Origin of the sequence: Paramagnetospirillum magnetotacticum MS-1 (assembly GCF_000829825.1) — a bacterium.
Taxonomy (GTDB): Bacteria; Pseudomonadota; Alphaproteobacteria; order Rhodospirillales; family Magnetospirillaceae; genus Phaeospirillum; species Phaeospirillum magnetotacticum.
The window spans coordinates 1-26,108 of the sequence record NZ_JXSL01000020.1 but is presented as its reverse complement, the minus strand read 5'-3'; the positions used below and the strand labels follow the sequence as shown (position 1 = coordinate 26,108).

General features: G+C 65.2%; 20 protein-coding genes and 1 pseudogene. 6 read left to right on the top strand and 15 right to left on the bottom strand.

The window, feature by feature from the left end:
* Positions 1-74 precede the first annotated feature (74 nt).
* The 6 genes from CCC_RS02600 to CCC_RS02575 all read right to left on the bottom strand — a co-directional run bounded on the left by CCC_RS02600 (position 75) and on the right by CCC_RS02575 (position 8,187).
* The gene (locus CCC_RS02600; RefSeq protein WP_041039673.1) at positions 75-1,994 is read right to left on the bottom strand and encodes a CoA-binding protein; all 1,920 of its coding nucleotides are present in this window, start codon (positions 1,992-1,994) and stop codon (positions 75-77) included.
* 223 nt (positions 1,995-2,217) lie between these two features.
* A complete protein-coding gene (locus CCC_RS02595; RefSeq protein ID WP_009867847.1) occupies positions 2,218-3,144 on the bottom strand; it encodes a DmsC/YnfH family molybdoenzyme membrane anchor subunit in 927 nt (308 codons plus the stop codon).
* Positions 3,141-3,794: a 4Fe-4S dicluster domain-containing protein gene (locus CCC_RS02590; protein ID WP_009867848.1), complete on the bottom strand. Its 654-nt coding sequence runs from the start codon at positions 3,792-3,794 to the stop codon at positions 3,141-3,143. The genes CCC_RS02595 and CCC_RS02590 overlap by 4 nt, the downstream gene beginning before the upstream one ends.
* Positions 3,791-6,577 carry a molybdopterin-dependent oxidoreductase gene (locus CCC_RS02585; RefSeq protein WP_041039671.1) on the bottom strand — a complete coding sequence of 929 codons (2,787 nt, stop codon included), beginning with the start codon at positions 6,575-6,577 and terminating at the stop codon, positions 3,791-3,793. The genes CCC_RS02590 and CCC_RS02585 overlap by 4 nt, the downstream gene beginning before the upstream one ends.
* Positions 6,574-6,984, bottom strand: a complete 411-nt coding sequence (locus CCC_RS02580) for a thioesterase family protein (RefSeq protein WP_009867854.1) — start codon at positions 6,982-6,984, stop codon at positions 6,574-6,576. The genes CCC_RS02585 and CCC_RS02580 overlap by 4 nt, the downstream gene beginning before the upstream one ends.
* 384 nt (positions 6,985-7,368) lie before the next feature.
* Positions 7,369-8,187, bottom strand: coding sequence for a hypothetical protein (locus tag CCC_RS02575; RefSeq protein WP_236686280.1), 819 nt, complete (start codon positions 8,185-8,187; stop codon positions 7,369-7,371).
* A 144-nt stretch (positions 8,188-8,331) separates the two neighbouring features.
* On the opposite strand from CCC_RS02575, the gene CCC_RS02570 reads away from it, so the two are divergent.
* Positions 8,332-10,986 carry a bifunctional acetate--CoA ligase family protein/GNAT family N-acetyltransferase gene (locus CCC_RS02570; RefSeq protein WP_041039667.1) on the top strand — a complete coding sequence of 885 codons (2,655 nt, stop codon included), beginning with the start codon at positions 8,332-8,334 and terminating at the stop codon, positions 10,984-10,986.
* On the opposite strand, the gene CCC_RS02565 is transcribed toward CCC_RS02570, so the two are convergent.
* From CCC_RS02565 to CCC_RS02540, 6 genes are all read right to left on the bottom strand, one after another.
* Positions 10,983-12,407 carry a hypothetical protein gene (locus tag CCC_RS02565; protein WP_009869667.1) on the bottom strand — a complete coding sequence of 475 codons (1,425 nt, stop codon included), beginning with the start codon at positions 12,405-12,407 and terminating at the stop codon, positions 10,983-10,985. The genes CCC_RS02570 and CCC_RS02565 overlap by 4 nt on opposite strands.
* Before the next feature lie 5 nt (positions 12,408-12,412).
* Entirely contained in the window at positions 12,413-13,792 is a 1,380-nt protein-coding gene (gene cysS / locus CCC_RS02560) for a cysteine--tRNA ligase (protein WP_041039664.1), read from the bottom strand.
* Between the two features lie 119 nt (positions 13,793-13,911).
* A complete protein-coding gene (locus CCC_RS02555; RefSeq protein ID WP_009869665.1) occupies positions 13,912-15,246 on the bottom strand; it encodes a glutamate--tRNA ligase in 1,335 nt (444 codons plus the stop codon).
* Between the two features lies 1 nt (position 15,247).
* Positions 15,248-16,204 carry a CDF family Co(II)/Ni(II) efflux transporter DmeF gene (dmeF, locus tag CCC_RS02550; RefSeq protein WP_236686279.1) on the bottom strand — a complete coding sequence of 319 codons (957 nt, stop codon included), beginning with the start codon at positions 16,202-16,204 and terminating at the stop codon, positions 15,248-15,250.
* Between the two features lie 17 nt (positions 16,205-16,221).
* Entirely contained in the window at positions 16,222-17,877 is a 1,656-nt protein-coding gene (locus CCC_RS02545) for an NAD+ synthase (RefSeq protein WP_041039660.1), read from the bottom strand.
* A 60-nt stretch (positions 17,878-17,937) separates the two neighbouring features.
* A complete protein-coding gene (locus tag CCC_RS02540; RefSeq protein WP_009869662.1) occupies positions 17,938-19,089 on the bottom strand; it encodes a DUF3095 family protein in 1,152 nt (383 codons plus the stop codon).
* Between the two features lie 101 nt (positions 19,090-19,190).
* On the opposite strand from CCC_RS02540, the gene CCC_RS02535 reads away from it, so the two are divergent.
* Positions 19,191-20,003: a hypothetical protein gene (locus tag CCC_RS02535; RefSeq protein WP_009869661.1), complete on the top strand. Its 813-nt coding sequence runs from the start codon at positions 19,191-19,193 to the stop codon at positions 20,001-20,003.
* 5 nt (positions 20,004-20,008) lie between these two features.
* Here the strand turns inward: CCC_RS02535 and CCC_RS02530 are convergent, their stop codons facing one another.
* Positions 20,009-20,191, bottom strand: coding sequence for a hypothetical protein (locus CCC_RS02530; RefSeq protein WP_009869660.1), 183 nt, complete (start codon positions 20,189-20,191; stop codon positions 20,009-20,011).
* Positions 20,192-20,294: 103 nt separating this feature from the next.
* Positions 20,295-20,855: a gamma-glutamylcyclotransferase gene (locus CCC_RS02525; protein WP_009869659.1), complete on the bottom strand. Its 561-nt coding sequence runs from the start codon at positions 20,853-20,855 to the stop codon at positions 20,295-20,297.
* An 82-nt stretch (positions 20,856-20,937) separates the two neighbouring features.
* On the opposite strand from CCC_RS02525, the gene bluB reads away from it, so the two are divergent.
* From bluB to dctP, 3 genes are all read left to right on the top strand, one after another.
* Entirely contained in the window at positions 20,938-21,684 is a 747-nt protein-coding gene (bluB, locus tag CCC_RS02520; RefSeq protein ID WP_009869658.1) for a 5,6-dimethylbenzimidazole synthase, read from the top strand.
* A gap of 83 nt (positions 21,685-21,767) precedes the next feature.
* Positions 21,768-23,909 carry a cache domain-containing protein gene (locus tag CCC_RS02515; protein WP_041039656.1) on the top strand — a complete coding sequence of 714 codons (2,142 nt, stop codon included), beginning with the start codon at positions 21,768-21,770 and terminating at the stop codon, positions 23,907-23,909.
* A 3-nt stretch (positions 23,910-23,912) separates the two neighbouring features.
* Positions 23,913-24,950, top strand: coding sequence for a TRAP transporter substrate-binding protein DctP (dctP, locus tag CCC_RS02510; RefSeq protein ID WP_009869656.1), 1,038 nt, complete (start codon positions 23,913-23,915; stop codon positions 24,948-24,950).
* 3 nt (positions 24,951-24,953) lie between these two features.
* Here the strand turns inward: dctP and CCC_RS02505 are convergent, their stop codons facing one another.
* On the bottom strand, positions 24,954-25,259 hold the full coding sequence (locus tag CCC_RS02505) for a DUF4242 domain-containing protein (RefSeq protein ID WP_009869655.1): 306 nt from the start codon (positions 25,257-25,259) through the stop codon (positions 24,954-24,956).
* A 137-nt stretch (positions 25,260-25,396) separates the two neighbouring features.
* On the opposite strand from CCC_RS02505, the pseudogene CCC_RS21625 reads away from it, so the two are divergent.
* Positions 25,397-26,108 (top strand): annotated as a pseudogene (locus CCC_RS21625) (transposase); the annotation flags it as partial.

The following is a 26,108-nucleotide window of genomic DNA, read 5'->3' as shown; positions in this document are numbered from 1 at the left end:
ACGGGAGGTGCCCCCCCCTGGATCCCGGATCGCGCTTCGCTTGTCCGGGATGACGAAGGCTTAAATTAGGGGCCTTAAGCCTTTAGCGCCGCGGCGTAAAGCCGGGCCTCCACATAGCGGGCCAGCGCCTTGGTGCCGCGCATGCAATTACGGAAGACGCAGACGCCCTTGTCCATCAGACCACCGGCCATGGCGTCGTAAAGCGGCCCGCCGTCGACGATGGCGATGATGGGCTTTTGGTTGCGCTCGACGATGGGCGGGAAGAGGTGAAGGCTGCTCTTGGGATTATGGATATCCCAGCCGGGACGCAGCTTGCTGCTTTCAAGCGCCATCACCGACGGCGCGGTGGGGTCCATGCCCACCACCACGGCATCGATATTGGGGTCCTGGGCAAAGGCCTCGGTGATCAGCAGATGGCATTCGTCATCGGCGCCCGGATTGATGTCGATGGAATTCCTGACGGTCACCAGGGAGTCCAGCTTCTTGGCCACCAGGATCTCCTGGACCTTGGCAACGGTGTCGGGCGCCAGTTGCCCCATCTCCAGGCGGAAAGTCTCGGTCACCGTGGAATCGGCAATGCCCACCGCCTCGAACCCGGCGCCCGAGATGCCACCCAGCCGATTGCCCGTGATGGTCTTATGGTGGAAGGCGCCCGCGATATAGAACAGGTCGTCAAAGGTATCCACGTCCTCGGCCACCATGGCGCCCGCCTGACGCACCACGGATTCGAACAATACGGGATCCCCGGCCACCGAAGCCGTATGGCCCATGACGCCAGCCGCCCCGGCCCTTGTCCGGCCCGACTTGTAGACCACCACCTGCTTGCCCGAAGTGACGGCCTTGCGCACGGCGCGCACAAAGTCCAACCCGTCGCCGTCCTTGAAGCCCTCCACATAGAGGCCGATGGTCTCGATATCGTCGCGGGCGGCGAAATAGGTCAGCATGTCGCCATGGGTGAGATCGGTCTGATTGCCCAGCGCCAGCATATAGGCGGGGTCCAGCCAGGGATTGCGGCTGATTCGGCTGATCATGAAGGCGCCAGATTGGCTCAGCAGCACGGAATTGCGCTTGGCTTTCTTGGCGGGCTTGGGCAGGCGTTCCAAGGGGATGAACCAGGAATCATAGCCGCCGGGATGGCTGACCACGCCAAGGCAATTGGCACCCAGGAAGACCGGGCCGCCATCGCCATGGCCGTGGGCGGCGTTGATGCGGGCCGCCAGGGCGGCGGCAGGTTCCACACTGGCCTCGGTCTCCCCCAATCCACCGGGGATCAGCATCACCGAATGGACTTTGTCGGTGGCGATGATCTCGTCGACCAGGGGATAGACGGCTCCCGACGGCACCGCGACGATCAAGAGGTCCAACTTGGCGGGCAGATCGGCGAGGCTGGCGACGCATTTCACCCCGTCGATCTCGCTTTCCTCGGGGCGGATGATCACGAGGCGCTCAGGGGGACAGCCGCTGCCCATCAGATTCTTCAAGATGATGCGGCCGAAATTCATGCCGCTGGCCGACACGCCGATGATGCCGATCTTTTGGGGGTGGATCAGCTTATCGATCTTGGCAATGGGACGGGCCAGACGCTTTTGCGCAGGCACGCAAGGCTTGGACGCCACCGAACCGCGCAAGGCCCCGTTGTCGACGGCGAGATCGAGGGAGACTTCCACCGCCCCGGAGCGGCCCAGATCGATCAGGGCGGTAAAGCAGCGCTCCAGCGCCGCATCGGGGGCCGCGCCGCGTGCCGCCAGCCGCTGATAGGCGAAGGTCCGCTTGAAACGCTCCAGGAAAGCGGGGCCGTCGGTCAGTTCCACCGAGGCATGGACGGCGGCGCGGTCCTTGGCGAACACGCCTTCGGCCAGGGCGGCGTCACGCGCTCCCAATCCGGCGGAAATGACCATGCCGAATTCGCGGGTGTTGACCAGCCCGACCCGCAGGTCGTCGCCGCTTTCGCCCACCGCGACGCCCAGCGCCGCGCCGTCCACTGTCTTGACCATCAAAGCCTCTCCTCGCGTTTTTTCGCTCTCGGATCGGCATTCACCATCCGGGCGATTTTATGTCCGCCCGGACGCTGATGTGACGGGGCTCCCGCCCCGGCCCCGGTTGGAGACGATGCCTTCCAAACCTCCCTTATTTTTGAAATCAAAGGGGGTTTGGGGCCTGGCCCCAACTGGGTTCGGGCGAGAGCCCGATAAAGGTCACATCACTGACCGTTCGGTCTTAATCCTTGTCCTTCGGCACTTCGCGCCAGCCCGGCTTGAAACCGGGACCGGATTCCCCGCCGCCACGGGCGGGGGAATGGTTGATGGCGAAGCCCTGGTTCTGGGCCGCCTTGGTGACGATGACGATCTTCAAGGCCCAACCGCCCGCCATGGCGGCCAGTCCGGCGGCGGCCAGGGCGGCGGCGCGGATATCGGGCTGAATGCCACCCAGCACCAGGAAGGCGATGGGAATGACGTTACCGCCCAAGGTAAAGGGCATGGAAAAGCGGATCAGCACGGCCGCCGCCTCGACGGGGGCCTCGCCCCCCACCATGCGGCGACGATAGAACATCCAGACGAAGATGCGGGCCGCGATGGTCGCCACCAGGGTTCCGGCCACCCATTCGGGGGCTCCGCCATCCAGGACCAAAGTGCCCAGCAGCAGCAGTATGCCAGCGCCCTCGGCCAGACCGCTGGCGATGGTCAGCGGCAGGATCAGGGGCGAGCGCCAGGTGGGAATGCCCTTGGCGGCCTCGAGAATCCGGGCCTGGCAATAGAGATAGGCGGCAGCCGGAATCCACACCAGCTTGGCCAGATCGGGCCAGATCAGCGCGGCGAGTCCCAGCGGGAACAGCACGGCGGCCACAAAGGCCTCGCGCGTCATCCAACTGCGCTTGGCCCCCAGCAGCACATTCAAGGCGCGCAACGGGCGACCGATTTCGAGAAACACCGAGAACAGGCCAAGCCCCACCAGGGCCAGACCGGCGAGCAGCAGCACGGGGCTGTAAAGCCCCTTGAAGGCCCCCAGCGAGGCGATGATCAGCAGGCCGGTGCCCGAGCCACCGCCGATAAAGTTACCGGCGGCGCGCAGATCCCAGGCGGTCTGCAGCCACGGCGACAGGCCCAAATGGCGCATGCCGGGGGCGTCTTCGAATTCCTCGCTCATTCGTCCTCGGTCTCCCACAAATAGTGAATGTTGGGACCGGTCCCGAGTTCCTCGTGCATGCGGAACGATTTGTACCGCTTCAGCAGCTTGCTGACGTTGCTGTCAGGATTATCGGTGTCGCCGAACGTCAACGCCTTGGACAGACAGGAATTGACGCAGGCGGGAGTCGCTTCCGGTGCCACGCCGGGGGTCAACCCGTTGGCCAGCCCGTAATCGACCCGGTCGACGCAGAAGGTGCACTTCTGCGCGACGCCAAGCAAGCGTTCGTCGAAGCGCGCCCGCTCATTTTGCGTCTCTTGATCCTTGAAGGCGAAGGTGGGCTTGGAAACCTTGTAGCGGGCCTGATAGGGGCAGGCGACGATGCAATAGCCGCAGCCGATGCAGATATCGTAGTCGATCATCACCATGCCATCGGCGCGCTTGGTGGTCGCCGTGGTGGGACAGACGTCGCGGCACGGCGGCTCGTCGCAATGCATGCAGCCGACGGGAACGAAGACGCGGCGCACATCGGGGAAGGTGCCCACCTCCATGTCCAGCACCTTGCGGTACTGCACGCCGGGCGGCGTGGCATTGGCGTGACGGCACGCCGTGGTGCAGGTCTGGCAGCCGACGCAGCGGCCCAGATCGGCGACGATGGCCCATTTGGTCATGCCCGCCTCCCCTTCTCACCACTTCTCCCCTGTTCATCGGGACGCGCCTTGCGGATGGCGACACGGGTCAGATCGGCGGCCGATCCGGTGGCATCGGTCAACTGCATGGTCATTGCGGTGAGCCGGTTCATGCTGGGAACGTCGAAATCCTTGGCGATCGGCGTGGCCCAGTGGTCGAACTGGCTCATCATCAAGATAGTGTCGGGACGGATGCCCTGGGAGAGCACCACACGGCCCGCCACGCTCTTGCCCGTGGGCGCGGTGACCACGATGCGCTCGCCTTCCTTGACGCCCACTTTGCGGGCGGCTTCGGGGTTCATCACCACGCCGTCATGGCCCTTGATATGGCCCGACACTTCGCGCATCAGCGGGATGTGCATATTGGAGCCCCAGGCGTATTGCATGCTTCGCGCGGTCACCACCCAGAAGGGGAAGTCGGCGACCTTGCCGCCATGCTCGATGACGCTTTGCTCCCAATAACCGGGGAAGTCGTGCCATTCCATCAGCGGCCGGTATTCGGTCAGCTGATGATCCCACCAAGTGATCCCCGCCTCTTTCAGGCGGTTGGCCAACTGGCGGCCGATGCGGGTCAGCCGCTCCTGATAGGGCAGTTCATAGCGCAGACCCTTGGCCTTGAGCGCGGGCGTCAGGAACCAGTTGGTCTCGGAGAAGGCGACGGTGCGGAAACCGTTCTGCTTCCACCAGTCCAGTCCCTGGGACTCGGCGCCGTCGGTCAGTTCAGCCGAGGCCGAGCGGCAGGACGCGTCCCACACCTCTTCCAGGCTCGGCGCCTTGTCGAGCGGAATGCTGAAATCCCAGTTGGGGCCTTTCAGCGGCACACCGTGGGAGCCCCGATTGATGGCGGCATTGTACTTTTCCAGCAGGCCGGTGCGCACCGCCAGATCGGTGGCGATATCGGTGAAGTCGCGGGCCTCGCCCTGGGGCTTGACGCTGGGCTGGCGCAGGGCAAAGCCCTGGGTCTTCCAGAACTGCTCTTGGAACTTGGTGCCGCCGATACGGATGAGCTGGGTGCCTTCCAGATCGGTGGCGTCGGGCAGCAGAATATCGGCGAAGTGATTGGTCTCGTCGCGGGTATGGGCAAAGCACACCACGAAGGGCATGCGCGACACCACGCTGGCCACCCGGTCGGTGTCCCAGAACGAGATCACCGGATTGGTGCGGTAGACCAGCAGGAATTCCGGGAAAGTGGCGCGCGGAATCTGGTCCTGGGGCTCGTCGAGGAACATATAGGAGAACTGGGTCGGCCCCAGGGCCGGGCTCCAGGACGAATTGCCCACCAGCGGCACCAGCATCTTATAGGCGTTACGGATGACCGGATTGGCCTTCCAGCTGTCCTTGTCGGTGGGATTGAAGGGGTAGTGCATGAAGCCGTCGAGGGTGCCCTCGAAGCTTTCCAGCCGGTTGGCGGCCGGGCGGTTGATGCGGATGGTGGTCCCCACCGTGCCGCCGGGCACTTCCAGCGCGCCGACCAGCACGGCCAACATGGTGCGCGCCCAGCAACATTCGGCGCCGCCCCAGCCGTTGTTGACGGTCTTGCCCAGCACCACCGCCACCGGGCGGTAGGGCATCACTTGGCCGTCGATCTCGATGGTCTGGCCGACGCAGGCATGGTCCAGATAGTCATTGGCGATCTTGCGGATACGGCCTTCGGGCACGTCGCAGACCTTGGCGCCCCAGGCGGGGGTGTAGTCCTTCACGTGGTCGACGAACTTAGTGAAGGCGGTGACGCCCTCCACATCCCGATGTTCCCAGCGGTCCTCATCGGCCCCCAGGGTGATCGCATGAGAAACGGTGAAGCGGCCCTCCAGGGCGGGAACCGCGCCGGGCGTGTCGTGAGGCACGGCGCTGTTGGTCTTCTCGTCCCACAGCAGCGGCTTGTTGGTCTCGGGATCACGCAGATACCAGCCGTCAGGGCCGACCAGATAGGGGCTGGACGTGGTGGTCTTGAGGAAGTCCAGGTCCAGACGCTCACGCGGGGCCTCGTGGACCAGCACGTTCAACAGCGTCATCAGGAAGGCGGCATCGGTCTTGGGCCGGACGGGCAGCCACTCGGCCGAACAGGCTCCGGTCACCGACAGATGGGGCTCCACCTGGACGCGGATGGCGCCCTGCGCGCGGGCCTCGGCGTGGCGATAGACGCCGCAGACGCCCGAGGAGGCCTCGGTATTGGTGCCGCAGGAAATGATGTATTTGGCGCGCGGCGTATCGGGCGTGATCACATAGCCGCGATGCCAGAACTCGCCATAGAGATGCTCGGAGTGATAACACTTGACGCCCTGGCCCGAGCCGAAGCCGAAATCGATGGGCCCCCAGGCGGACAGGAAGGCGGTGAGCGAGCCCATATACTGGGTGGGCGTTCCCGCGCCCCCGAAGGAGGCTGCGAATTTGGGATAGCCCTGGGCGTCCAGCAGGCCTTCGGCGCGGATGGTCTTCAGCCGCTCCGCGATGGTGCTCATGGCCTCGTCCCACGAGATGGGCACGAAACCGGGGTCCTGGTCCTTGCCCTTCTTGGGGTTGGTCCGCTTCATGGGGGTCAGGATGCGGTGCGGCGTATAGGACTTCTGAATCAGCCCGAACGCCTTGACGCAAACCTTGCCCTCGGCCGGGTGGGTGTCGGCCGCCTTGAAATTGGGCTCGATCTCGGTGGCGACACCGTCGACCACCTTCACGGTCATGAGGTCAGGCCCCGCCACACACTGGTAGCAGTACGTCTGGACCTTCTCGACCTTGCTTCCCCCACCCCCGACCGGGGCGGCGCTCATGATGCCGCCTTGGCCTTCTCGGCCTTGGCCAGCAGGCGAGCCTTGGTGGCGTCCACACCGACCACGAAGCGCTTGTGCACGCCCTTGCCGATATTGTCGAGAGAGTCACGGGCCGTGAAGGAGAAGGTCACGCCGGGACCCTTGACCTCTTCCACGGTGACGGTGATCTCCACCCACTGGCCCAGCAGGGTCGGCGCCAGATGGTCGACCTCGACACGGGTGCCCACCGAGTCCTCACCGGCATCGGAGTGCTCCAGCAGCAGATCACGGGCGGTGACCTCCATGTCGTAGATCAGCGCCGGGGTGTTGTAGACCCGCGCCTCGTCACCCATGAAGCCGATGGTGCGGCCCTTGTCGACCTCGTAACGGCGGGTGGCGGTGAGACCGGCGGCCAGCGTGCTCTTCATAAGGAAATCCTCCCGGATGCTTGGGCGGTGCGGCCTGTTTCGGCGCCCCTTGATTTCCTCCGTTATAATACAGCTATGACGTTTGTGTCAAAAGTTTTGTATCAGATATTGCCGCAGACCACACTTCCAGACCCGGCCAATATCCCTGAAATAACCACAAAATCCTTATTTCGTATCGCAGGGCAGGAACACACCCATATCGCATCGCACAACAAGGGTGGCGCAACATGAATCCGGAAAGCATCACTTTTTAGCGGACAATGTTCAGGCGCGAACACCACGGCGCCGCAAGCGGCGCCCGCCCGGCGACCAGGATTTATGTATTCCGGTACTGCTTTGCTTATTTATGACAAGGCATGTCCGACAGAGCGACGCGGGCCCGGCTCAGGAGACCGAGCGCAGGCCCATGACGATTTTGTCGAGGCCGCGGAAGGCGGCGGCCAGTTCCACATGGGCTTCGCGCATGATGCCCGCATCGGGGCAGGGATGACCGCCGATGCGGTTGGCCTGGAGCATGCGCAGACCGGCGGCGAAGGACTGGCCCTTGATGAACTTGGCCACATGATGGACGGCGGCGTAATGCACCGCCAGATGCCCGGCCAACCGCTCGGGCAGCAGGTAAAGCGCGCCTTGGGCCGCCTTCCAGCCGTAATCCAGATCGGCCAGGGCGACCAGGGCGGAGACGAAGGACACTCCGGCATCGGCATTGGGCGGAACCGGCACCGCCTCGAAGGCCTGGATGCGGGCTTCCAGTTCGATGACCAGGGTGGCGGCGGCGGATTTGCGGCGGATGGCTTCCTCGCGGCGGCGGGCGGCACCGGCCGTGGCATTGCCCACCAACCCGGCCACCAGGGCGCCGATGGCGATCATCAGGGCCGCCGCGCCGCCTTGAACCAGCAGGGCGGGCAGGCCGGACTCGGGCGATGACATGGTGGGCGCAGGCGCGACAGGCGCTGGCTGGGCGACGGGGGCGAGGGGCGGCGGCATGGGAGCCGGGGCGACGACCGGAGCCGGAGGGGCGACGGGGGCCGGAGCTTCGGCTCCGGGCAGCGGACGCACCGCCTGGAAGCCGGGCGTTTCCTCGGCCGGAGCCTGACTGGGCGGCGGGACGGGCTGGACCAGGGGCATGGGCGCGGGCCCTTCGTCGGCGGCCAAAACCGGCACAGCGCAAACGAGGGAAAGGGCGAATGCGGCAACAGCCATTCTCAGCATCTGGAAACAACCTTCGAAACGACGGCGAACCCCTTTAAGCGGCGCACCATAGACCATGCGGAGCCGAGCGGGAAGAGATGTGAAAAGCCCCACTTCGTCCTTGCTTTTTGCGCAGTGCGGCAGAAACTCGATCCCATGAGCATTCACAACCTTTCCTTTTTGTTCGAGCCCACCTCGGTGGCGGTGATCGGCGCTTCGGACCGGCCCCGCTCGGCGGGGTCCGTGGTGATGCGCAACCTGCTGGCCGCCGGGTTCAAGGGCCCCATCATGCCAGTCCATCCCAGCCATCGCGCCGTGGCCGGAGTACTGGCCTATAGGGATGTGGCCTCCATGCCGCTCACGCCCGATCTGGCGGTGCTGTGCACGCCAGGCGAGACGGTGCCGAAGATGCTGGACGATCTGGGCCGAAGGGGAACCAAGGCCGCCGTGGTCATCGCGGGCGATGTGGACAAGGATGCCATGCTGGCCGCCGCCCGGCCTTGGGGCTTGCGCATCCTGGGCGGTGGAGCGCTGGGCCTTCTGGTGCCGCGCATCCGCCTGGACGCAAGCTTCTCCCACGTCCCCGCGCTTCCGGGCAAAGTGGCCTTCGTGTCGCAATCGGGCGCCTTGTCCACCGCCGTACTGGACTGGGCCCGGCCGCGCGGCATCGGGTTCTCTCACTTCATCAGCCTGGGCGACGCCCATGACATCGACTTCGCCGATGTCATGGATTATCTGGCCAATGACGATCAGACGCGGGCCATCCTGCTTTACATCGAATCCATCGGCGCCCGGCGCAACTTCATCCCCGCCGCCCGCGCCGCCGCCCGCAACAAGCCCGTCTTGCTGGTCCGCGCCGTGCCCCAGGCCGACGATCATCCCATGGGCAAGTTCCTGGCCGAATCCCTGGCCCGGCCCGAGGATGCCTTCGACGCCGCCATCCGCCGGGCGGGCGCGCTGCGCGTGAACGATATCGACGAGTTGTTCGGAGCCGTTGAGACCCTGGCGCGGGCCAAGCCCATGAAGGGGCAGCGTCTCGCTGTTCTGTCCAATGGCGGCGGCACCGCCATGATGGCCCTGGCCGAGATGGGCGGCCCTGGCGGCGGGCAGATGGCCGACTTGTCCGATGAGACGCTGCGCAAGCTGTCCGCCCTGATGCCGCGCGGCTGGAAGGCGGCCAATCCGGTGGATCTGGGCGTCGATGCCACGGGCAAGCGCTATGCCGACATGGCCCGCGTCCTGATCGAGGCCGAGGAGGTGGACGCCACCTTGGTGATCCACGCCCCCAACGCCATGGCCGATGGGCTGGAAGCCGCCCAGGCGGTGATTGACGTGCAAAAGCGCCATGGCGGCGCGATCCTGACCTCATGGGTGGGCGAGGAGGCCGCGGCACCTGCCCGCAAGCTGTTTGGCGAGGCGGCATTGCCCACCTACGACACGCCGGGCCGGGCCGTGCGCGCTTTCCGCCATCTGGTGAACTATCAGCGCAACCAGGACATGCTGATGGAGACGCCGCCCTCGCAACTGGGCGGCTTCGCGGCAGCCAAGGGCACGGCGCGGCTTATCGTGGCGCGCGGCCTTGCCAATGGCGACGGCAATCTCACCGAGCCCGACGCCAAGGCCCTGCTTTCGGCCTATGGCATCAAGACTCAGGACACCCGCCTGGCCTCCGATGTGAACAGCGCCGTGGCTGCCGCCGACGCGGTGGGCTATCCCGTAGCCTTGACCATTGCGTCGCCCGATGTGGCGCGCAAATGGGATGTGGGCGGCGTGGCGCTGAACCTGGAAGACGCGGCCGCCGTGCGCTCGGCGGCCGAGGGCATCCTGCGCCGCGTGGCGGAAAGCCGCCCCGATATCCGCGTCGACGGCTTCACCATCCAGCGCATGGCCTTCCGCCCCAATGCCCGCCAGTTGATCGTCGGCGTGGCTTGCGACGCCCTTTTCGGCCCCGTCCTGGTCTTTGGCGAGGGCGGGCGCGCCGTCGAAGTCATCCGCGACCACACCGTGGGCCTGCCCCCCGTCAACCTGCCCCTGGCGCGCGGCATGATCGGGCGGACCAGGGTATCGCGCCTGCTCCAGGCCCATGGGCGGCGCCCCGCCGTGGACGAGGATGCGGTGGCCGAGGTTCTGGTCCGGGTGTCGCGCATGCTGGCCGACAATCCCGAGATCGTCGCCTGCGACATCAATCCGCTTTTCGCAGATGAGGCGGGCGCCCTGGCGGTGGATGCCCGTATCCGGGTGGCCCCGTGGGAGGACACCGACACCCGCCACTTCTCCATCCTGCCCTACCCCGCCGAGTTGGAGGAAACCGCGAAGCTGCACGACGGTTCGCCCGTCAGCCTTCGCCCCATCCGGCCCGAGGACACCGTCGCCCATTCCGAGATGATGAGCCGCATGACACCCCAGGATCTGCGGCTGCGCTTCTTCGGCCAGGTGCGCCAGATCCATCATCACCAGATGGCGCGGCTCACCCAGATCGATTACGAGCGCGAAATGGCCTTCATCGCCACCCGGACAACCAAGGACGGTGTCCCTGAGACCCTGGGCGTGGTGCGCACCGTCACCGATCCCGACAACCAGCGGGCCGAACTGGCGGTTCTGGTGCGGTCCGACATGAAGGGCACCGGGCTGGGCAGCATGCTGATGGACAAGATCGTCCGCTATCAGAGGGCGCGCAAGACCAGGGCCATCTACGCCCAGATCATGATCGAGAATGACGCCATGATCCGCCTGGCCGCCAAGGCGGGCTTCGCCAAGCACCCGTCGGACGAGGATCCCGACGTGGTGGAGATGGTGCTGGAACTGGGTTAGGGATTGTCGCCCTTCTGGGCCGCCTCTTCCGCCAAGGCCTCGTTCTCGGCCCGGATGGAAATCCGGCGCTGCCCGGCAAAGCGCTGGTCGAGGCGCACCGCGCCGACCATGGCGGTGAACAGGGCCAGCCAGACCACCCGGTTCTGATAGCGGTCATGGGGATTGGACAGCGCGCCGCAGACGATGGCATTGCCGATGATGGCCGCCACCACGATGATGGCCAACCCGGTGGTGGTGCGGTCACGGCGCCGCCAGGCCACCACCAGCAGAATGGGAGTCAGAAGCTCGGCCCCCCAGTTGATGGGAATCTGGAAGGAATTGAGGGTGAAGAAGTCGATGGCTGGGCGCCGCTGCTGGCGGGCGAAGCGGAACTGCTTGAACTCGTCGGGATAGCGCCGCAGCTGGGTGCGCACGAAGTGCCAGGTCATGGGCACCAGATCCTCGCCGCTTTCGATGGAGTTCAACTGCTCCCAGGTATTGGCGGCGGCCGCGTTCAGCATATCGGCGGGAAACAGCCGGATGGCCCCCGAGACGATCTGGCCCGCCTCGTCATGCAGGGCCTTCCATCCGCCCATTTCGTCGAAGGGGGAATCGCCCCACAGGAATTCATCGGCGGTGTGGGGCAGTTCGTCCTTATGCTCGCACATCTCCAGATCGGCGCCCTTGGGGCAGACCTCGTCGAGATATTTCTTGGCCATGCCGTTCTGAACCAATAGGGCCAGTTGCAGCACTTGGCCCGATTCGGAAAAGACGAAACGGCCCATGACGAAATAGTGGGTCACCGGCACCAGCAGGATGCCCGTCACGATGGCCAGAACCGGCGCCAACAGGCGCGGCCGGGGCATGCGCAGCATGAAGCGCGAGCCCAGCCACACCACCGCCAGAACCAGCAGCAGACCGGCGGCCACCGCCACATGGCTCATATGGACGCAGATGGAAATGGCGGTGATCACCACCACGGCGAAGCGGCGCCAGGGCTGCAACCCCTCGCCGAAGGCCAGGGTGGCGATGCCCAGAATGGCAACTCCGGCGAAGACGTCGGCCAGGACCTGCGACGACACCCAGGGCAGGCCGGTGAACAGGGCCAGCGCCAGCCCGACCCCTAAGAACACCATATGACGCCAGCGGCCGATGAAGCCCATCACCGCCTCGTGCAAAATCCAGGTGGTGAGGATGGCATGCACCAGGGGCATGGCCCACAGCGTCCCGAAGAAGCGGGCGATGGAGCAGAACATGCCGTAGGTCATGATCCGCCAGATGATCGGCTGGTAGGAAAACGCCATCTCGACGTAATCCTCGCTGTCGAAATAGATCAGCGGATAGCCGTTCCACAGGGCAGGCATCATGAGCAGAAGCACCACCAACACGAAGGTGAGCGCGTGATATGCCAGCTTTTTGCCCCTGAGCGGCACCCTGGCCATGAAGTTCAGCCCCGCTTCCAGGTGGTGCCGCCAGCCCCGTCTTCCAGGACCACGCCCTTGGCGGCCAGATCCTGGCGGATGCGGTCGGCCTCGGCGAAGTTCTTGGCCTTGCGGGCCTCGGTACGGGCGATGATGGCCGCCTCGATTTCGGCATCCGCGGGGCCGTCCGCCGCGCCGGTTCCCTTGAACCACGCCTCGGGGTCCTGATACAGCAGGCCGAGCAGATGGCCCGAAGCCAGCAGGGCGCCCTTGCGGCGCGCCTTGTCCTCCAGACCGGTGGCCTTGTTCAGCGCGCCAGCCAGTTCGTGCAGATGGCTGATGGCCAGCGGCGTGTTAAGGTCGTCCTTCAGCGCCGCCAGCATCTCCAGTGGCACTTCGGCTTCATAGCCGCTGGCATCCACATCGGCGGCTCCGCGCAAGGCGGTATAGAGGCGGTCCAGCGTCGCCTTGGCCTGTTTCAACCCGTCGGACGTCCAGTCGAAGGGCTGATGGTAGTGAGTGGCGAGCATGGCCAGCCGGATGGCTTCGCCGGGAGCCTGGCCGAGAAGGTCGCGCACGGTGAAGAAGTTGCCCAGCGACTTGGACATCTTCTCGCCTTCCACCATCAGCCAGCCGTTATGCAGCCAGAAGCGGGCGAAGGGCTTGCCGTTGGCGCAGGTGCTCTGCGCGATCTCGTTTTCATGGTGGGGGAAGACCAGATCCTGACCGCCGCCGTGAATGTCAAAAGTCTCGCCCAGATGCTGCAGGCTCATGGCCGAGCATTCGATATGCCAACCGGGACGCCCGCGCCCCCAAGGCGAATCCCAGCCCGGCAGATCGTCCGAGGACGGCTTCCACAGCACGAAGTCGCCGGGGTCCTTCTTGTAGGGCGCCACCTCGACGCGGGCGCCAGCGATCATCTCGTCGGAGGACCGCCGCGACAGTGCGCCGTAATCGGCCATGGCGCCCACCGCGAACAGCACATGGCCCTCGGCGGCATAGGCGAAGCCCTTTTCGATCAGCCTCTCGATCATGGCGATCATCTGGCCGATATGGGCGGTGGCGCGCGGCTCCACATCGGGCATCAGGCAGTTCAGGGCGCCGATATCCTCGTGGAACAGGGCGGTGGTGCGCTCGGTGATGACCGAGATGGGCTCGCCCGTCGCCTTGGCCTTGGCGTTGATCTTGTCGTCCACGTCGGTGACGTTGCGCACATAGCGCACCGACGGATAGAGCGTCTTCAAGAGGCGATAGAGCACATCGAAAACGATCACCGGCCGCGCATTGCCGATATGGGCGCGGTCATAGACGGTGGGGCCGCAGACATACATGCCCACATGGCCGGGAACCAGCGGCTCGAACACATCCTTGGTCCGGGTCAGGGTATTGTAAAGAACCAGCGGCACAGAACACTCTCCTTAAACCCATGCCCTCAAGCGCCAGGCGCGGACCTCCGTCCGCTTGGCTTCCGCGCCATAAGGCGCGCGGCCCCTTGGGCCTATCCAGGTCTCGATGAGACCTGCCCCTAGGCCGTCTCGCCCATCAACCGCGCCCTCGCCCGATCATGACCGATGAGAGGTAGCAGAGTCTTCAACTCGGGTCCATTCTCGCGCCCCGTCAAAGCCAGACGCAAGGGATGGAACAGCATCTTGCCCTTGCGGCCGGTGACCTGCTTCACCGCGTCGGTCCAGGCGCCCCAGGTGGCGTGGTCCCAGGGTTCGGGCGGCAGCAAGGCGGCGGCGGCCTTGGTGAAGTCTGCATCCTCGATCACCGGGGCCAGAATCTGGCGGCAGATGGCCCACCACGCTTCGGCCTCGGCCAGATGGGCGAGGTTGCCCCTTACCGCCAGCCAGAACTCCTCGTCGGCACCGTTAATGCCCAAGCGATCCTTCACCTCGGCGAAGGAGGCGGTATGCATCAGCTTCGCGTCCAGGCGCTCCAGCTCGGCCGAATCGAATTTCGGCGTGCCGCGCCCGAACTTGTCCCAGGAGAACTCGGATTCCAGTTCGGCCAAAGTGTGGCGGATGTCGATGGCGTCGGAACTGCCCAGCTTGGCCAGCAGGGAATTGAGCGCCATGGGATGAATGCCGGTGGCGCGCAGATCCTTAAGCGACCCGCTCCCCAAGCGCTTGGACAGCCCCTCGCCCGTCGCCCCCGTCAGCAGCGGCAGATGGGCGAAAGCGGGCGGCACGGCGCCCAAGGCCTGGAACAACTGGATCTGCGGCGCGGAATTGGTGACATGGTCCTCGCCCCGGATGATGTGGGTCACGCCGAATTCGATATCGTCGACCACGCTGGGCAGGGTGTAGAGGAAGGAGCCGTCGCCTCTGATCAGCACCGGGTCGGACAGATTGGCGCCGTGGTAATGGCTGGGGCCGCGCACGCAATCGTCCCAGCGCACATCATCCAGGTCCAGTTTGAAGCGCCAGTGGGGCTTGCGCCCCTCGGCCTCGAAGTGGGCCACGTCATCGGCGGTAAGTTTCAGTGCCGCGCGGTCGTAGACGGGGGGCAGGCCGCGCCCCAACTGCACCTTGCGGCGCAGGTCCAACTCGTCCGGCGTCTCGTAGCAGGGGTAAAGCCGCCCCGAAGCCTTGAGGCGAAGGGCGGCGGCCTCATAGCGGTCCAGCCGGGCCGACTGGCGCTCCAACCGGTCCCAGTCCAGGCCCAGCCAGCGCAGATCGTCCAAAATGGCCTCGGCGAATTCGGGGCGTGAGCGCTCGATATCCGTGTCGTCCAGGCGCAGGATGAAGACGCCGCCATTGGCCTTGGCGAACAGCCGGTTGAGCAAGGCCACGCGGGCATTGCCCACATGCAGCAGGCCGGTGGGGCTGGGTGCAAAGCGAACGACGGGAAAGGTCATGTCAATCCATTGATGAAGTGTGAGCCTCAGTCACCCCGCCAATGCAGGGCAGAATTTCCACTGTGATATGGCTGAGTTCGTGCACCGAGGCCAGCAGAAGCTTGTAATGATCCGGCGGTCGCGGCAGGTCGGTGACCAACGAGACGATGGCCGCCCAATGGCCGGTTCCGATCCGCCACAGATGAAGATCGGCCAGCCGGTTGTCGGCATCGCCCTCGATGGCGGCGCGGACCTCTTCCTCCAGCTCCGCATCACCGTTGTGGTCCAGCAGCATGGCCCCGGTCTCGGCCATCAGCCCCCAGGACCACTTGGCGATCACCGCCGCCCCCACCAGCCCCATCATGGGGTCCATCCACCACCAGCCGAGATATTTGCCAAACAGCAAGGCGGCGATGGCCAGGACCGAGGTCACCGCGTCGGCCACCACATGGATATAGGCGGCGCGCAGATTGTGGTCCTGGTGATGATCGTGGTCATGCCCATGCTCATGCTCGTGATGATGGCCGTGATCGTGGCCGTGACCGCCCAGGATCAGGGCGCTGACCAGATTGACCACCAGGCCGATCACCGCCACCCACAGGGCTTCGTCGAAGCCGATGGTCTGGACCTCTCTCAGGCGCGACACCGATTCCCACACCATGATCAGCGCCACCATGCCGAGAATGATGGCGCTGGTGAAACCGCCCAGCACGCCCACCTTGCCGGTGCCAAAAGTGAAACGGCCGTTTTGCGCATGGCGCCGGGCAAAACCATAGGCAAATGCGGCGATGCCCAGCGCGCCCGCATGGGTGGACATATGCCAGCCATCGGCCAGCAGGGCCATGGAATTGAACATGGTCCCGGCCATGATCTCGGCCACCATCATCAGCACGGTCAGGGCGACGACGATCAGGGTCCGTTTTTCCGCAGCCTCTTCGTTACCGCTGAAATACTGGTGGGCGTGACGCCAGGGCGTCATGTCATGAACATGACCTGTCATATCAGCGCCGTGAACGCATTGGTGATGGGATAGCGCCGGTCCTTACCGAACGAACGCGACGAGATCTTGACGCCGGGCGGGGCCTGACGGCGCTTGTATTCGGCGCGGTCCAGCATGCGCCAGACGCGGCGCACCACCGCCTCCTCGAACCCCTTGGCGACGATCTCGGAAACGCTCTTTTCCTCCTCGATCATGGCTTCGAGCATGGCATCCAGCTCGTCATAGGGCGGCAGGGTGTCCTGGTCCTTCTGATCGGGCTTCAATTCCGCCGAGGGCGGCTTGGTGATGACACGCTCGGGCATGACCGCGCCCACAGGGCCCAGGCAGCCCGGCGGACGGTGGCCATTGCGCCAGGAGGACAGGGCGAAGACCGTGGTCTTGTAGACATCCTTCAAGACCGCATAGCCGCCGCACATGTCGCCATAGAGGGTGGCATAGCCGCAGCTCATCTCGCTCTTATTGCCGGTGGACAGCACCATGGGGCCGAATTTGTTGGACAGGCCCATCAGGGTCAGCCCGCGCGAGCGCGATTGCAGGTTTTCCTCGGTGATATCGGAGTCCCGGCCCTCGAAGATCGGCGCCAGCATGGAACCAAAGGCCGCCATGGCCGGGCCGATATTGACGGTGTCGAGCCGCACCCCCAGCATTTGGGCGCACAGGGCGGCATCCTCCAGGCTTTCCTCCGAGGTGTAGGGCGAGGGCATCATCACGCACCACACCTTGTCTGGGCCCAACGCATCGGCGGCGATGGCGGCGCAGATGGCGCTGTCGATGCCGCCCGACAGGCCCAGCACCACGCCGGGAAAGCGGTTCTTGCCCACATAGTCGCGCAAACCGGTGACCAGAGCCTGATAGACACCCTCCAGCCGGGATGCGGGCGGCGCCTTGGGCCCCTCGCAGCGCCAGCCGTCGGATTCGCGCGTCCAGGTGGTGAGAACCACCTGGCTTTGCCAGGGCGCGATGGAAGCGGCGATCTTCGCGTCGCCGCCCAGCACGAAGGAGGCGCCGTCGAATACCAGTTCATCCTGGCCGCCCACCTGATTGACGTAAACCAGCGGCAGGCCGGTCTCCTCCACCCGCGCGCGGGCGTGATCGAGACGCTTGGTGGGCTTGTCCATCTCGAAGGGCGAACCGTTGGGCACCACCAGGATCTCGGCGCCGCTTTCGCCCAGTGTCTCGGCCACGTCGGCGTACCACATATCCTCGCAGATCAGCACGCCCAGGCGCACGCCGCGAAACGACACAGGCCCCGGCAATGGACCGGGCTGGAACACGCGAACCTCATCGAACACGCCGTAATTGGGCAGATGATGCTTCAGCCGCGTGGCGGCGATGCGGCCGTGATCGAGCAGCAGGGCGGCGTTGTGCAGCTTGTCCTTGACCCGCCAGGGCGCGCCCACCAGCAGGGCCGGGCCGTCCGCGGTCTCGGCCGCCAGTTCGTTCACCGCCGCCTCGCAGGCATCGAGGAAAGCACCCTTCAGCACCAGATCCTCTGGCGGATAGCCGCACAGCGTCAGTTCACCGAACACCACCAGATCGGCACCCAGAGCCTTGGCCTCGGCACGGGCGGCACGGATGAGGCCCATGTTTCCGACGATGTCGCCGACCACGGGATTGATCTGGGCAAGGGCGATGGCAAGCATGTCTGACATTTGGCGTTTCGGCCCTTTGTGAACAATATCTAGGCACACTAGGGAGGCGATTTGGCCCTGTCAACGCACCGCTGCCGCCGCCTTCAGCCGTTTTGCCGCCATGGTGTAACCGCCGTCGCCGCCATCCATGAAGTGAACATGGCGCCCCTCGGCCAGGTTCCCCACCAGACAGACCATCAGAGCCACGTCGGAAACCTGCAAGCCGTAGCGCAATTCACCCCTTGCCTCGCGCTCGTCCAGATAGGCCCGCAGCCCTTCGACCCGCTCGGAGGGGCAGTCGAAGACCACCGCCAGGGTATCGTCATGCTTGACGAAGGCGGTATTGGTAATCACCTCCCCGTGGTAGCGCCGAGGGTCGAAGCCCCCCATGGAAACGCCCAGCTTGCACAGAATCTTGACCAGAAGGGTCTGGGCCGCCACATCCAGCCAGCGCCGCCAGACCCCGCCCCATCCCCGCCCCCGTCCCAGGCGGGCCTCGATCATCGTGGACTCGCCCGGCCAGCCGGGATTGAGATTCTCGTGCGAGGCGATCTTGAGCCCCTCAGCTTCGCTGTCGGACAGGCGGCACAGATCCCGATAGAGACGGCAATGGTCCTTGTCGCCGACCACCAGCAGGGCGATGACCGCCCCACGCTGGGTGCCCAGCGGTTCCCAACGGCAGGACAACCCGGTCAGGTCGGGAAACGCACCATCGTCCAATGCCTCGGGGATCAGCGACAGCGCCGCCAGATCGGGATCGCCGCGCTCCTTGACCGCCTCTTCCAGCAAGCCCATGCCTCCGCCTGAGAACATGCCAAAGGGATTGCCGGGCGAGGGCTCGTAGCGCCCCACCAGAATGGTGCCGCCCGCCTTGGCCACCGCCGCCACCGGCACGGCGCCCACCCGCAGTGATATGCCGAATTCCCGCCGGGCGAAGCCGCGGGCGCGGGCCAGTTCGACCCTGGCCCTTTCGGCATATTGGGGGGGAACCAAGGCCATGGCCCCATCTCCGCCGAACTGAAACGGCAGGTCCATGGGGGCGCAGAGATTGCGCAGAGCCGCGATGGCCGAGGCTCCGATAAAGTTGACCGTTTTTTGCTTTCCCGCCTCGACCGCCACTGTCGAGCCTTGCACATCGGTCGCCACCGCCAGCCAGTCCTCCGGCGCTGGCCGGTAGTATTCGGCCTCGAAAACGTTGACCACGCGGGTCATGGATTTCAGCCGGTCGAACATGATGGGGACACCTCCACGGGACAGGGGCCCATTTGATCACCTTGCCCGGTCGAGAGCGAGAGTCGGTTCACTGTCGGGTTGGGGCGCGCTATGCTTGCCCCATGTCCGCCCGACGACCGCCACACGACGAGACACAGGCCGAGACCGAGCCCCGATGCTGCCAGGGCGTCGGCACCACCATGATCGGCCATTTCGCCACCCGGCTGGAGGTGGAGGCGGCCAAGGCGGGCGGCAGCCTGACCGCCGCCCAGATCCGTGCCCTGGCCCAGCGCTTCGTCGAGGCGGAACAGCCCCGCTTCAAGGCCTATTACCGGCGGGCCTGGGATGACTGCACAAGAAGCCGCGCCTCCCTGCAATGGGAAGCGTCGCGCGATCAGCCTTTCGAGCGGATTCTGATCCGCCGCTTCGCCCATCTCTTTCCGCCGCGCAGTGGCGACGATGGCGGCGAGGGAATCCTGTCGCGCCGCATGATCCCCGGCTTCCACATGGCCGTGGACAAGATGATCGGCCCCACCTTGTTCGAAGAATGCCGCCAGCGCTCCGCCGCCATCGTCGAGCGCCATCCGGCCAGCGGCGGAGGTCACGACTGGGAGGCCATCCACGCCGATTCCGAGTCGGGGCGGCTGATCGACGATGTCCTGATGGTGGTGGCCCAGACCTTCACCGATTTCAGAAAGCGCCGGGTCTGGTTCCTGAATCTGGTCAATTCCCACCTGACCCCGGCCCGCGCAGGCGCCAGGGACGAGCATTGGCAATTAAGCGAAAGCGCCTTCGCCACCCTGATGCGCGCCCTTTACCAGGATCTCGGCACCCTGGCCCATGCCGATCCCGCCCGCGCCAAGGCCCGCTGGGGCAATGGGGCGTTCGAAGCCCTGTCCCGCTTCGTCCTGCACCTTGAACGGCCCATGCGTTAGACGGTTCAGTGCCGCGCCCCATCCTCCATGCGCTCGGCGATGCGATGCATGGTCTGGGCGCAGCCGGGGTGACGCGAGGCCACGGTCAGGGCCAGGTTCCGAGCCTGCTGACGGTCGAAGTGATGGCCGTTGATCTCGGCCTCGAGGATATCGCGCAGCTGATTGAATTCGTCCCAGCGATACTTCATGACCCGAACTCCTGCCTGGAAAATCTCCATGCCGGAAACATGTCATGGAAGGGGGCTCATCCTGATGACGGAGTCTTGAATGTTGCGTTGCAACATTCTTAATTCAAATGCCCGCGCCCGCCTCGATGATGCCGGTCTGGCGCTCCACCTCCACCAGCAGGGCATGCAGTTCGGCCTCGGCCAGACCGTCGCTTTCCAGCTGGCGGATGGTGTTGATCAGATAGTCGCGGTTCAGCCCGCCCTGGCCTTCGGCATCCATGATGATGGCCGCCGCCCGTTCCAGCGGCAGTTGTCCGGCGTAATGGTGGTGCCCGGTATCGGCCACGAAGGTATAGGCCTCGACCACGCGACCATCGTCACATCGGATGGGAAGAAAGCGTGCCACATAGGCATAGCCGACCAATTCGCGTTCGTTGAGGTATTCGATCACATCCCCCGCCCGCCGGGCGCAAACCCGAAAGGCCAACCCCCGGCACGAACCGCCTTCGTCCAGGCCCAGGACCAGGCCGGGCCGTTCGGGCGTGCCGCGCCAGTGGCGGGAATAGACGCAGAAGTCGCGATGCCAGCCGTCAAGCACGGCCCGGCAGACTTCATCTGCGTCGAATCCCGGCCGCCACATCAGCGAGCCGTAACCGAATACCCAGAGATCACAATCCTTGGTCATGAAAGATCCTGGCCTTGGTCATGCAAGATCCTGGCGCTAAAGTGACCCCCGCCCCGGCTGGGGCGAGAAAAGGGAGCGAAGAATGACAGATCAGGCCGCCGCCATCCAGGGCGACGACTCACTGAGCGAGGCGGATCGTCTGGGCCTTTACCGGGTGCTGCTGTCGCGGCGTGACGTGCGCGGCCAGTTCCTGCCCGATCCCATTCCCGACGAGGTGCTGGCCCGCATTCTGGTAGCCGCCCACCACGCCCCCTCGGTGGGCTTCATGCAGCCTTGGAGCTTCATCCTGGTGCGCTCGCCCGAGGTCAGGGAGCGCATCAAGAACGCCTTCGCCAAGGCCAATGACGAGGCCGCCCGGATGTTCGAAGGCGAGGCCCAATCCACCTATCGCTCCTTGAAGCTGGAAGGCATCCTGGAATCGCCCATCAATATCTGCGTCACCTGCGACCGCGACCGGGCGGGACCCGTGGTCCTGGGGCGCACCCATATTCCCACCATGGATCTCTACTCCACCGTCTGCGCCGTGGAGAATCTGTGGCTGGCCGCCCGCGCCGAAGGCCTGGGCCTGGGATGGGTCTCCATCATCTCCGAGCCCGCGTTGAAAGAGATTCTGGGCCTGCCCGACCATGTGGTGCCGGTGGCCTATCTCTGCCTGGGACGGGTCAGCCACTTTTTCGCCCAGCCCGAACTGGAAACAAAAGGCTGGCGCAAACGCCTGCCCCTGGCCGATCTGGTCAGCCTCGACCGCTGGGAGGGGCCCAGGGATGAAGACCTGGGAAAGGCGCTGACCGAGGCGCAGGACAAGGCCGAACGGGGCGAAATCGTCTAAATCGATTACAAACCACCTGTATGCACCGCAGCAAAAGGCACTATAACTTTAGCTTCGCGGCAACAGGATCGGGGGAGACTGCGTTGCAACCGGAAGGATTCCGCATTCGTCTGCGGGTCGGCATTACCGTCATGTTCCTCAGCGTCATGCTGCCGCTGACGGCGCTGATGACGACCATCCTCTATAACCAGAACTCCCGGCTGGCCATCCAGTTGGCGGAACACGCCATGGACAGCGCCACGGCAGACGTGGTCTCCGGAGTGGCTTCGCTGCTGGGGCCCATGGGAAGGGTGGCCGATCTGTCGGTGGCCTTCGCCAAGGCCGAGGGCGATTCCGTCCGCCGGGTGGAGGGACTGCGCCCGCTGGTCGAGATCTTGGACAAATTCCCCGACATCTACGCCCTGTTCTTCGGCTTTGCCCGCGACGGCGCCTTTTACGAGGTGATCCGCGTGCCGCCTCCCGGCTCCGGCACCACGCTCAAGGGCCGCAATCCCCCGCAAGGCGCCAAATACGCCCTGCGCGTCATCGACACGGTGGATGGCGAGCGGGTGGACAGTTGGATCTACATCACCCATTGGGGCGAGGTGGTGGGGCTAGAACGCGCCGACAAGGCCACCTACGACCCCCGCGACCGGCCCTGGTATCTGGCCGCCCTCAAGACCAGTGAAATCGCCACCTCCAGCCTTCACGTCTTCAGCAGTATCGGACGCCCGGGACTGACCCTGTCGCGCCAATTGGCCACCGATGACGGTCAGGTCATCGCGGTGTTCGGCGCCGATCTGTCCATCGAAACCCTGTCCAAGGTTCTGGCCGACCATAAGATCGGCGAGAATGGTCAGGTCTTCATCCTGGACGAGGAACAGCGCCTGCTGGGCCATCCCGATCCCCAGCGCGTCCTGATCCAGGACGGCAGCCATGTGGAGATCGCCAAGGCCGAGGATTTTTCCGACCCGGTCCTGTCGGGCGCGGTCAAGATGCGCGCCGCCGGTGCCGGAGACCGCTTCCGCGCCGCCTTGGGGCCCGACGGCAATGAATATTTCGCGGCCTTCTCGCGCTTTCCCGAAAGCTTCGGCAAGGACTGGACCATCGGCGTCATTGCCGCCGAGGCCGATTTCGTCGGTCCCCTGCGCCGCGCCAGCGGCATGATTCTGGTGATCGGCGCCATCTTCCTGCTGCTGTCCAGCGTTGCCGTGGTCTGGGCGTCACGCCTGCTGACCCAGCCCATCCGGGCTCTGACCGAAGAGACCGACCGCATCCGCAATCTGGAACTGGACCACGACATCAGCGTGCGAAGCCCGGTGGTGGAGGTCCAGAGCCTATCGGCGGGATTGGCCACCATGAAGACCGCCCTGCGCAGCTTCGGGGCCTATGTGCCCAAGAGCATCCTACGGGGCATCATCGAATCGGGCATCGGCACGGAAATCGGCGGCGAACGGCGGGAACTGACCATCTTGTTCACCGACATCGCAGGCTTTACCCGCACCAGCGAATCCATGGCGCCCGAGGATGTGCTCCACCACCTGTCGGTCTATCTGGAAGGCATGTCGGGCGCCATCGCCGCCCATAACGGCACCGTGGACAAGTTCATCGGCGACGCGGTCATGGCGCTGTGGAACGCGCCTCAGCACGACCCCGACCACGTGGTCCATGCCTGCCGCGCCATGCTGGCCTGCCGCGCCGCCACGGCGGGGCTTAACGAAGAGCTGATCGCCAACAATTATCCGCCCATGCCCACCCGCTACGGGCTGCATACGGGAATGGCGGTGGCTGGCAATGTGGGCTGCCGCGACCGCATGCAGTACACCGCCCTGGGCGCGGCGGTGAATTTGGCCTCGCGCGTGGAATCGCTGAACAAGCATTTCGGCACCGAGATGCTGGTCACCGGCGAGGTCGAGGACGTCATCCGCGACCGCTTCGTCCTGCGTCCCCTTGGGCCGGTTGTCGCGTCGGGCACCAGCATTCCCATCTTGCTGTTCGAACTGGTCGGCGCCCTTGAGGGCGAGCCCCACGCGGCAAATCCCGAGGACGTGGCACGGGTGGAGAACTGGCGGGACGCCTTCTCCGCCTATGTGGACGGCGACTGGGCGGGGGCGGCGGCGCGTTTCGGCGACTATGTCGCCCGCTATTCCGGGGACAAGGCCGGGCACTTGCTGCAGGCTCGCGCCAAGGCCAATGCCGCCGATCCCGACCACGCCGAATTCGCCCTTCAGTTCGCCGAGAAATAGGCCATGTTCCACCGCATCCTTGCCGCCCTCCTCCTCCTGGCACTTTTCGCCGCCCCGCCGGGATTGGCTCAGACAAGCATCCATCTGGCCCATGGCCAGCCCCAGGATTCGTCCGTCGACCCGGCGGCGGCGGCGGCCTCCCAGTTCCGCCGCAGTCTGGACGAGTTGAGCGGCGGGACCCTGAAGGCCGCCATCTTTCCCGACGGCCAGTTGGGCGGAAACCGCGACATGGCCGGACTGGTGGCCAAGGGCGTGCTTCACTCGGCCCTGGTGACGGTGGGCGGGCTGGCGCCGCTTTATCCGCTGGCGGCGGTGACGGGAATGCCCTTTGCCCTGGACAGGCCCCAGGCGGCCTACGCCCTGTATGACGGCGAGTTCGGCCGGATGCTGGCCGCCGATATCGAAGCGCGGACCGGTCTGGTGGTGCTGGGCTTCGCCGATGCCGGGGGCATGCATGTGCTGACCAATTCCCGCCGTCCCATCCGCGAGCCCGCCGACATGGTCGGCTTGAAGATTCGCACCATCCCCGGCTACGAGGCCTTGGATGCCATGATCAGGGCATTGGGCGCCCAACCGGTCAAGGTCTCCTCGCGCGAGGAGTTCCAGGCCCTGGAAATGGGCGTCATCGATGGACAGATGAATCCGCCCTCCGTGGTGTTGGGTCGGCGCTATCACCATGTTCAGAGCTATGCCACCCTGACCAGTCACCTGTATTCCCCCTATGTGTGGATCTACAACCGCGCCGCCTTCGAGAAGCTGTCGCCCGCCGAACAGCAAGCCGTGCGCGACGCGGCGCGACGCGCGGTGGCTGCCGGGCGCGATCTGACCGGGCAGTTGGATCATTCGGAACGGGGCAGCGACGGTCTTTCGCGGCGTCTTACCGTTCAGCCCCTCACCGTCGAGGCAAGGCAGGCCTTCAAGGCGGCCACCCAGGACAAGGTCGCCGAAGTCCTGACCACCCGCCTGGGCGAGGACGGAACCCGCATGCTGGCCGAGTTCATGCGGGCCGCGGCCAAGGCCAATGCGGATTCCGCCCCCTGATCCTCAGGCGGCCCCGGCCCTGAAGAACACGCTGCCGGGCGTGGCCACCTGAACCTCGGTGATACTGGCATAGGGCAGGCCGACCCGGTCATGGGCGCGGCGCACCGCCTCGGCATCGCGGGCCATGGTGAGGCAGAAGGCTCGACCGGCGTCCAGCCCCACATCCACCTTCAGCAAGACCACGCCTTCGGCCAGGCAGGCCTCCTGATACCCGGCAAAGAAGCCAGCGAATTGCTCCGCCGTCAGGCCCGCGGGAAAGGTTCCGTCGGCGCGGTCATGGGTGTCCATGAAGATATTCATCTTTTCCATCTGGGGTCTCCGTTGCTCGAAACGATGCCTGGAGCCTAGGAAGAGACCCGGTCCGCATCTGTAGCCGGGTAATCCCCCCTGGAAATAGAGGGATCGGAACGTAGAATTTTCTCGGTTCACGGAACGAGGAGATTCGAATGAAGAAGAGCCGATTTACGGATGCCCAGATCATGGCGATCCTGCGCCAGGCGGAGGACGGCATTCCGGTGCTGAACCTGTGCCGCGAGCACCAGATGAGCAGCGCGACCTTTTACAAATGGCGGGCCAAGTACGGAGGCATGGACGCGTCCATGATCTCGGAGATGAAGGGCCTTGAGGATGAGAACCGGCGGCTGAAGAAGATGTTCGCCGAGCTCAGCCTGCAAAACGAGCTGCTGCGTGAGGCCCTGGGAAAAAAATGAGCCGGCCATCCCAGCGCCGGGAGATGGCCGAGACAGCGGTGGCGCGACGGGGCATCAGCATTGCTTTGGCATGCCGGACCTTCGGGCTGAGCGAGACGTGCTATCGCTACAGTCCCAAGCTCCGCCCCGAGAACGAGGAGATCGCCGATCTGTTGGTCGGACTGACAACGTCCCGCAGGACGTGGGGCTTCGGGCTGTGCTTCTTGTACCTGCGCAACGTCCGGGGCCATGGCTGGAACCACAAGCGGGTCTACCGGATCTATCGGGAGTTGGAATTGAACCTGCGCATCAAACCCCGCAAGCGGCTCAAGCGCGACAAGCCCGAGGAACTGACGGTGCCCGATGTCCCCAACCAGGTGTGGTCCATGGATTTCATGGCTGACCGGCTGGAGGACGGGAGGGCCTTCAGGCTGCTCAACGTGCTCGACGACTTCAACCGCGAAGGGCT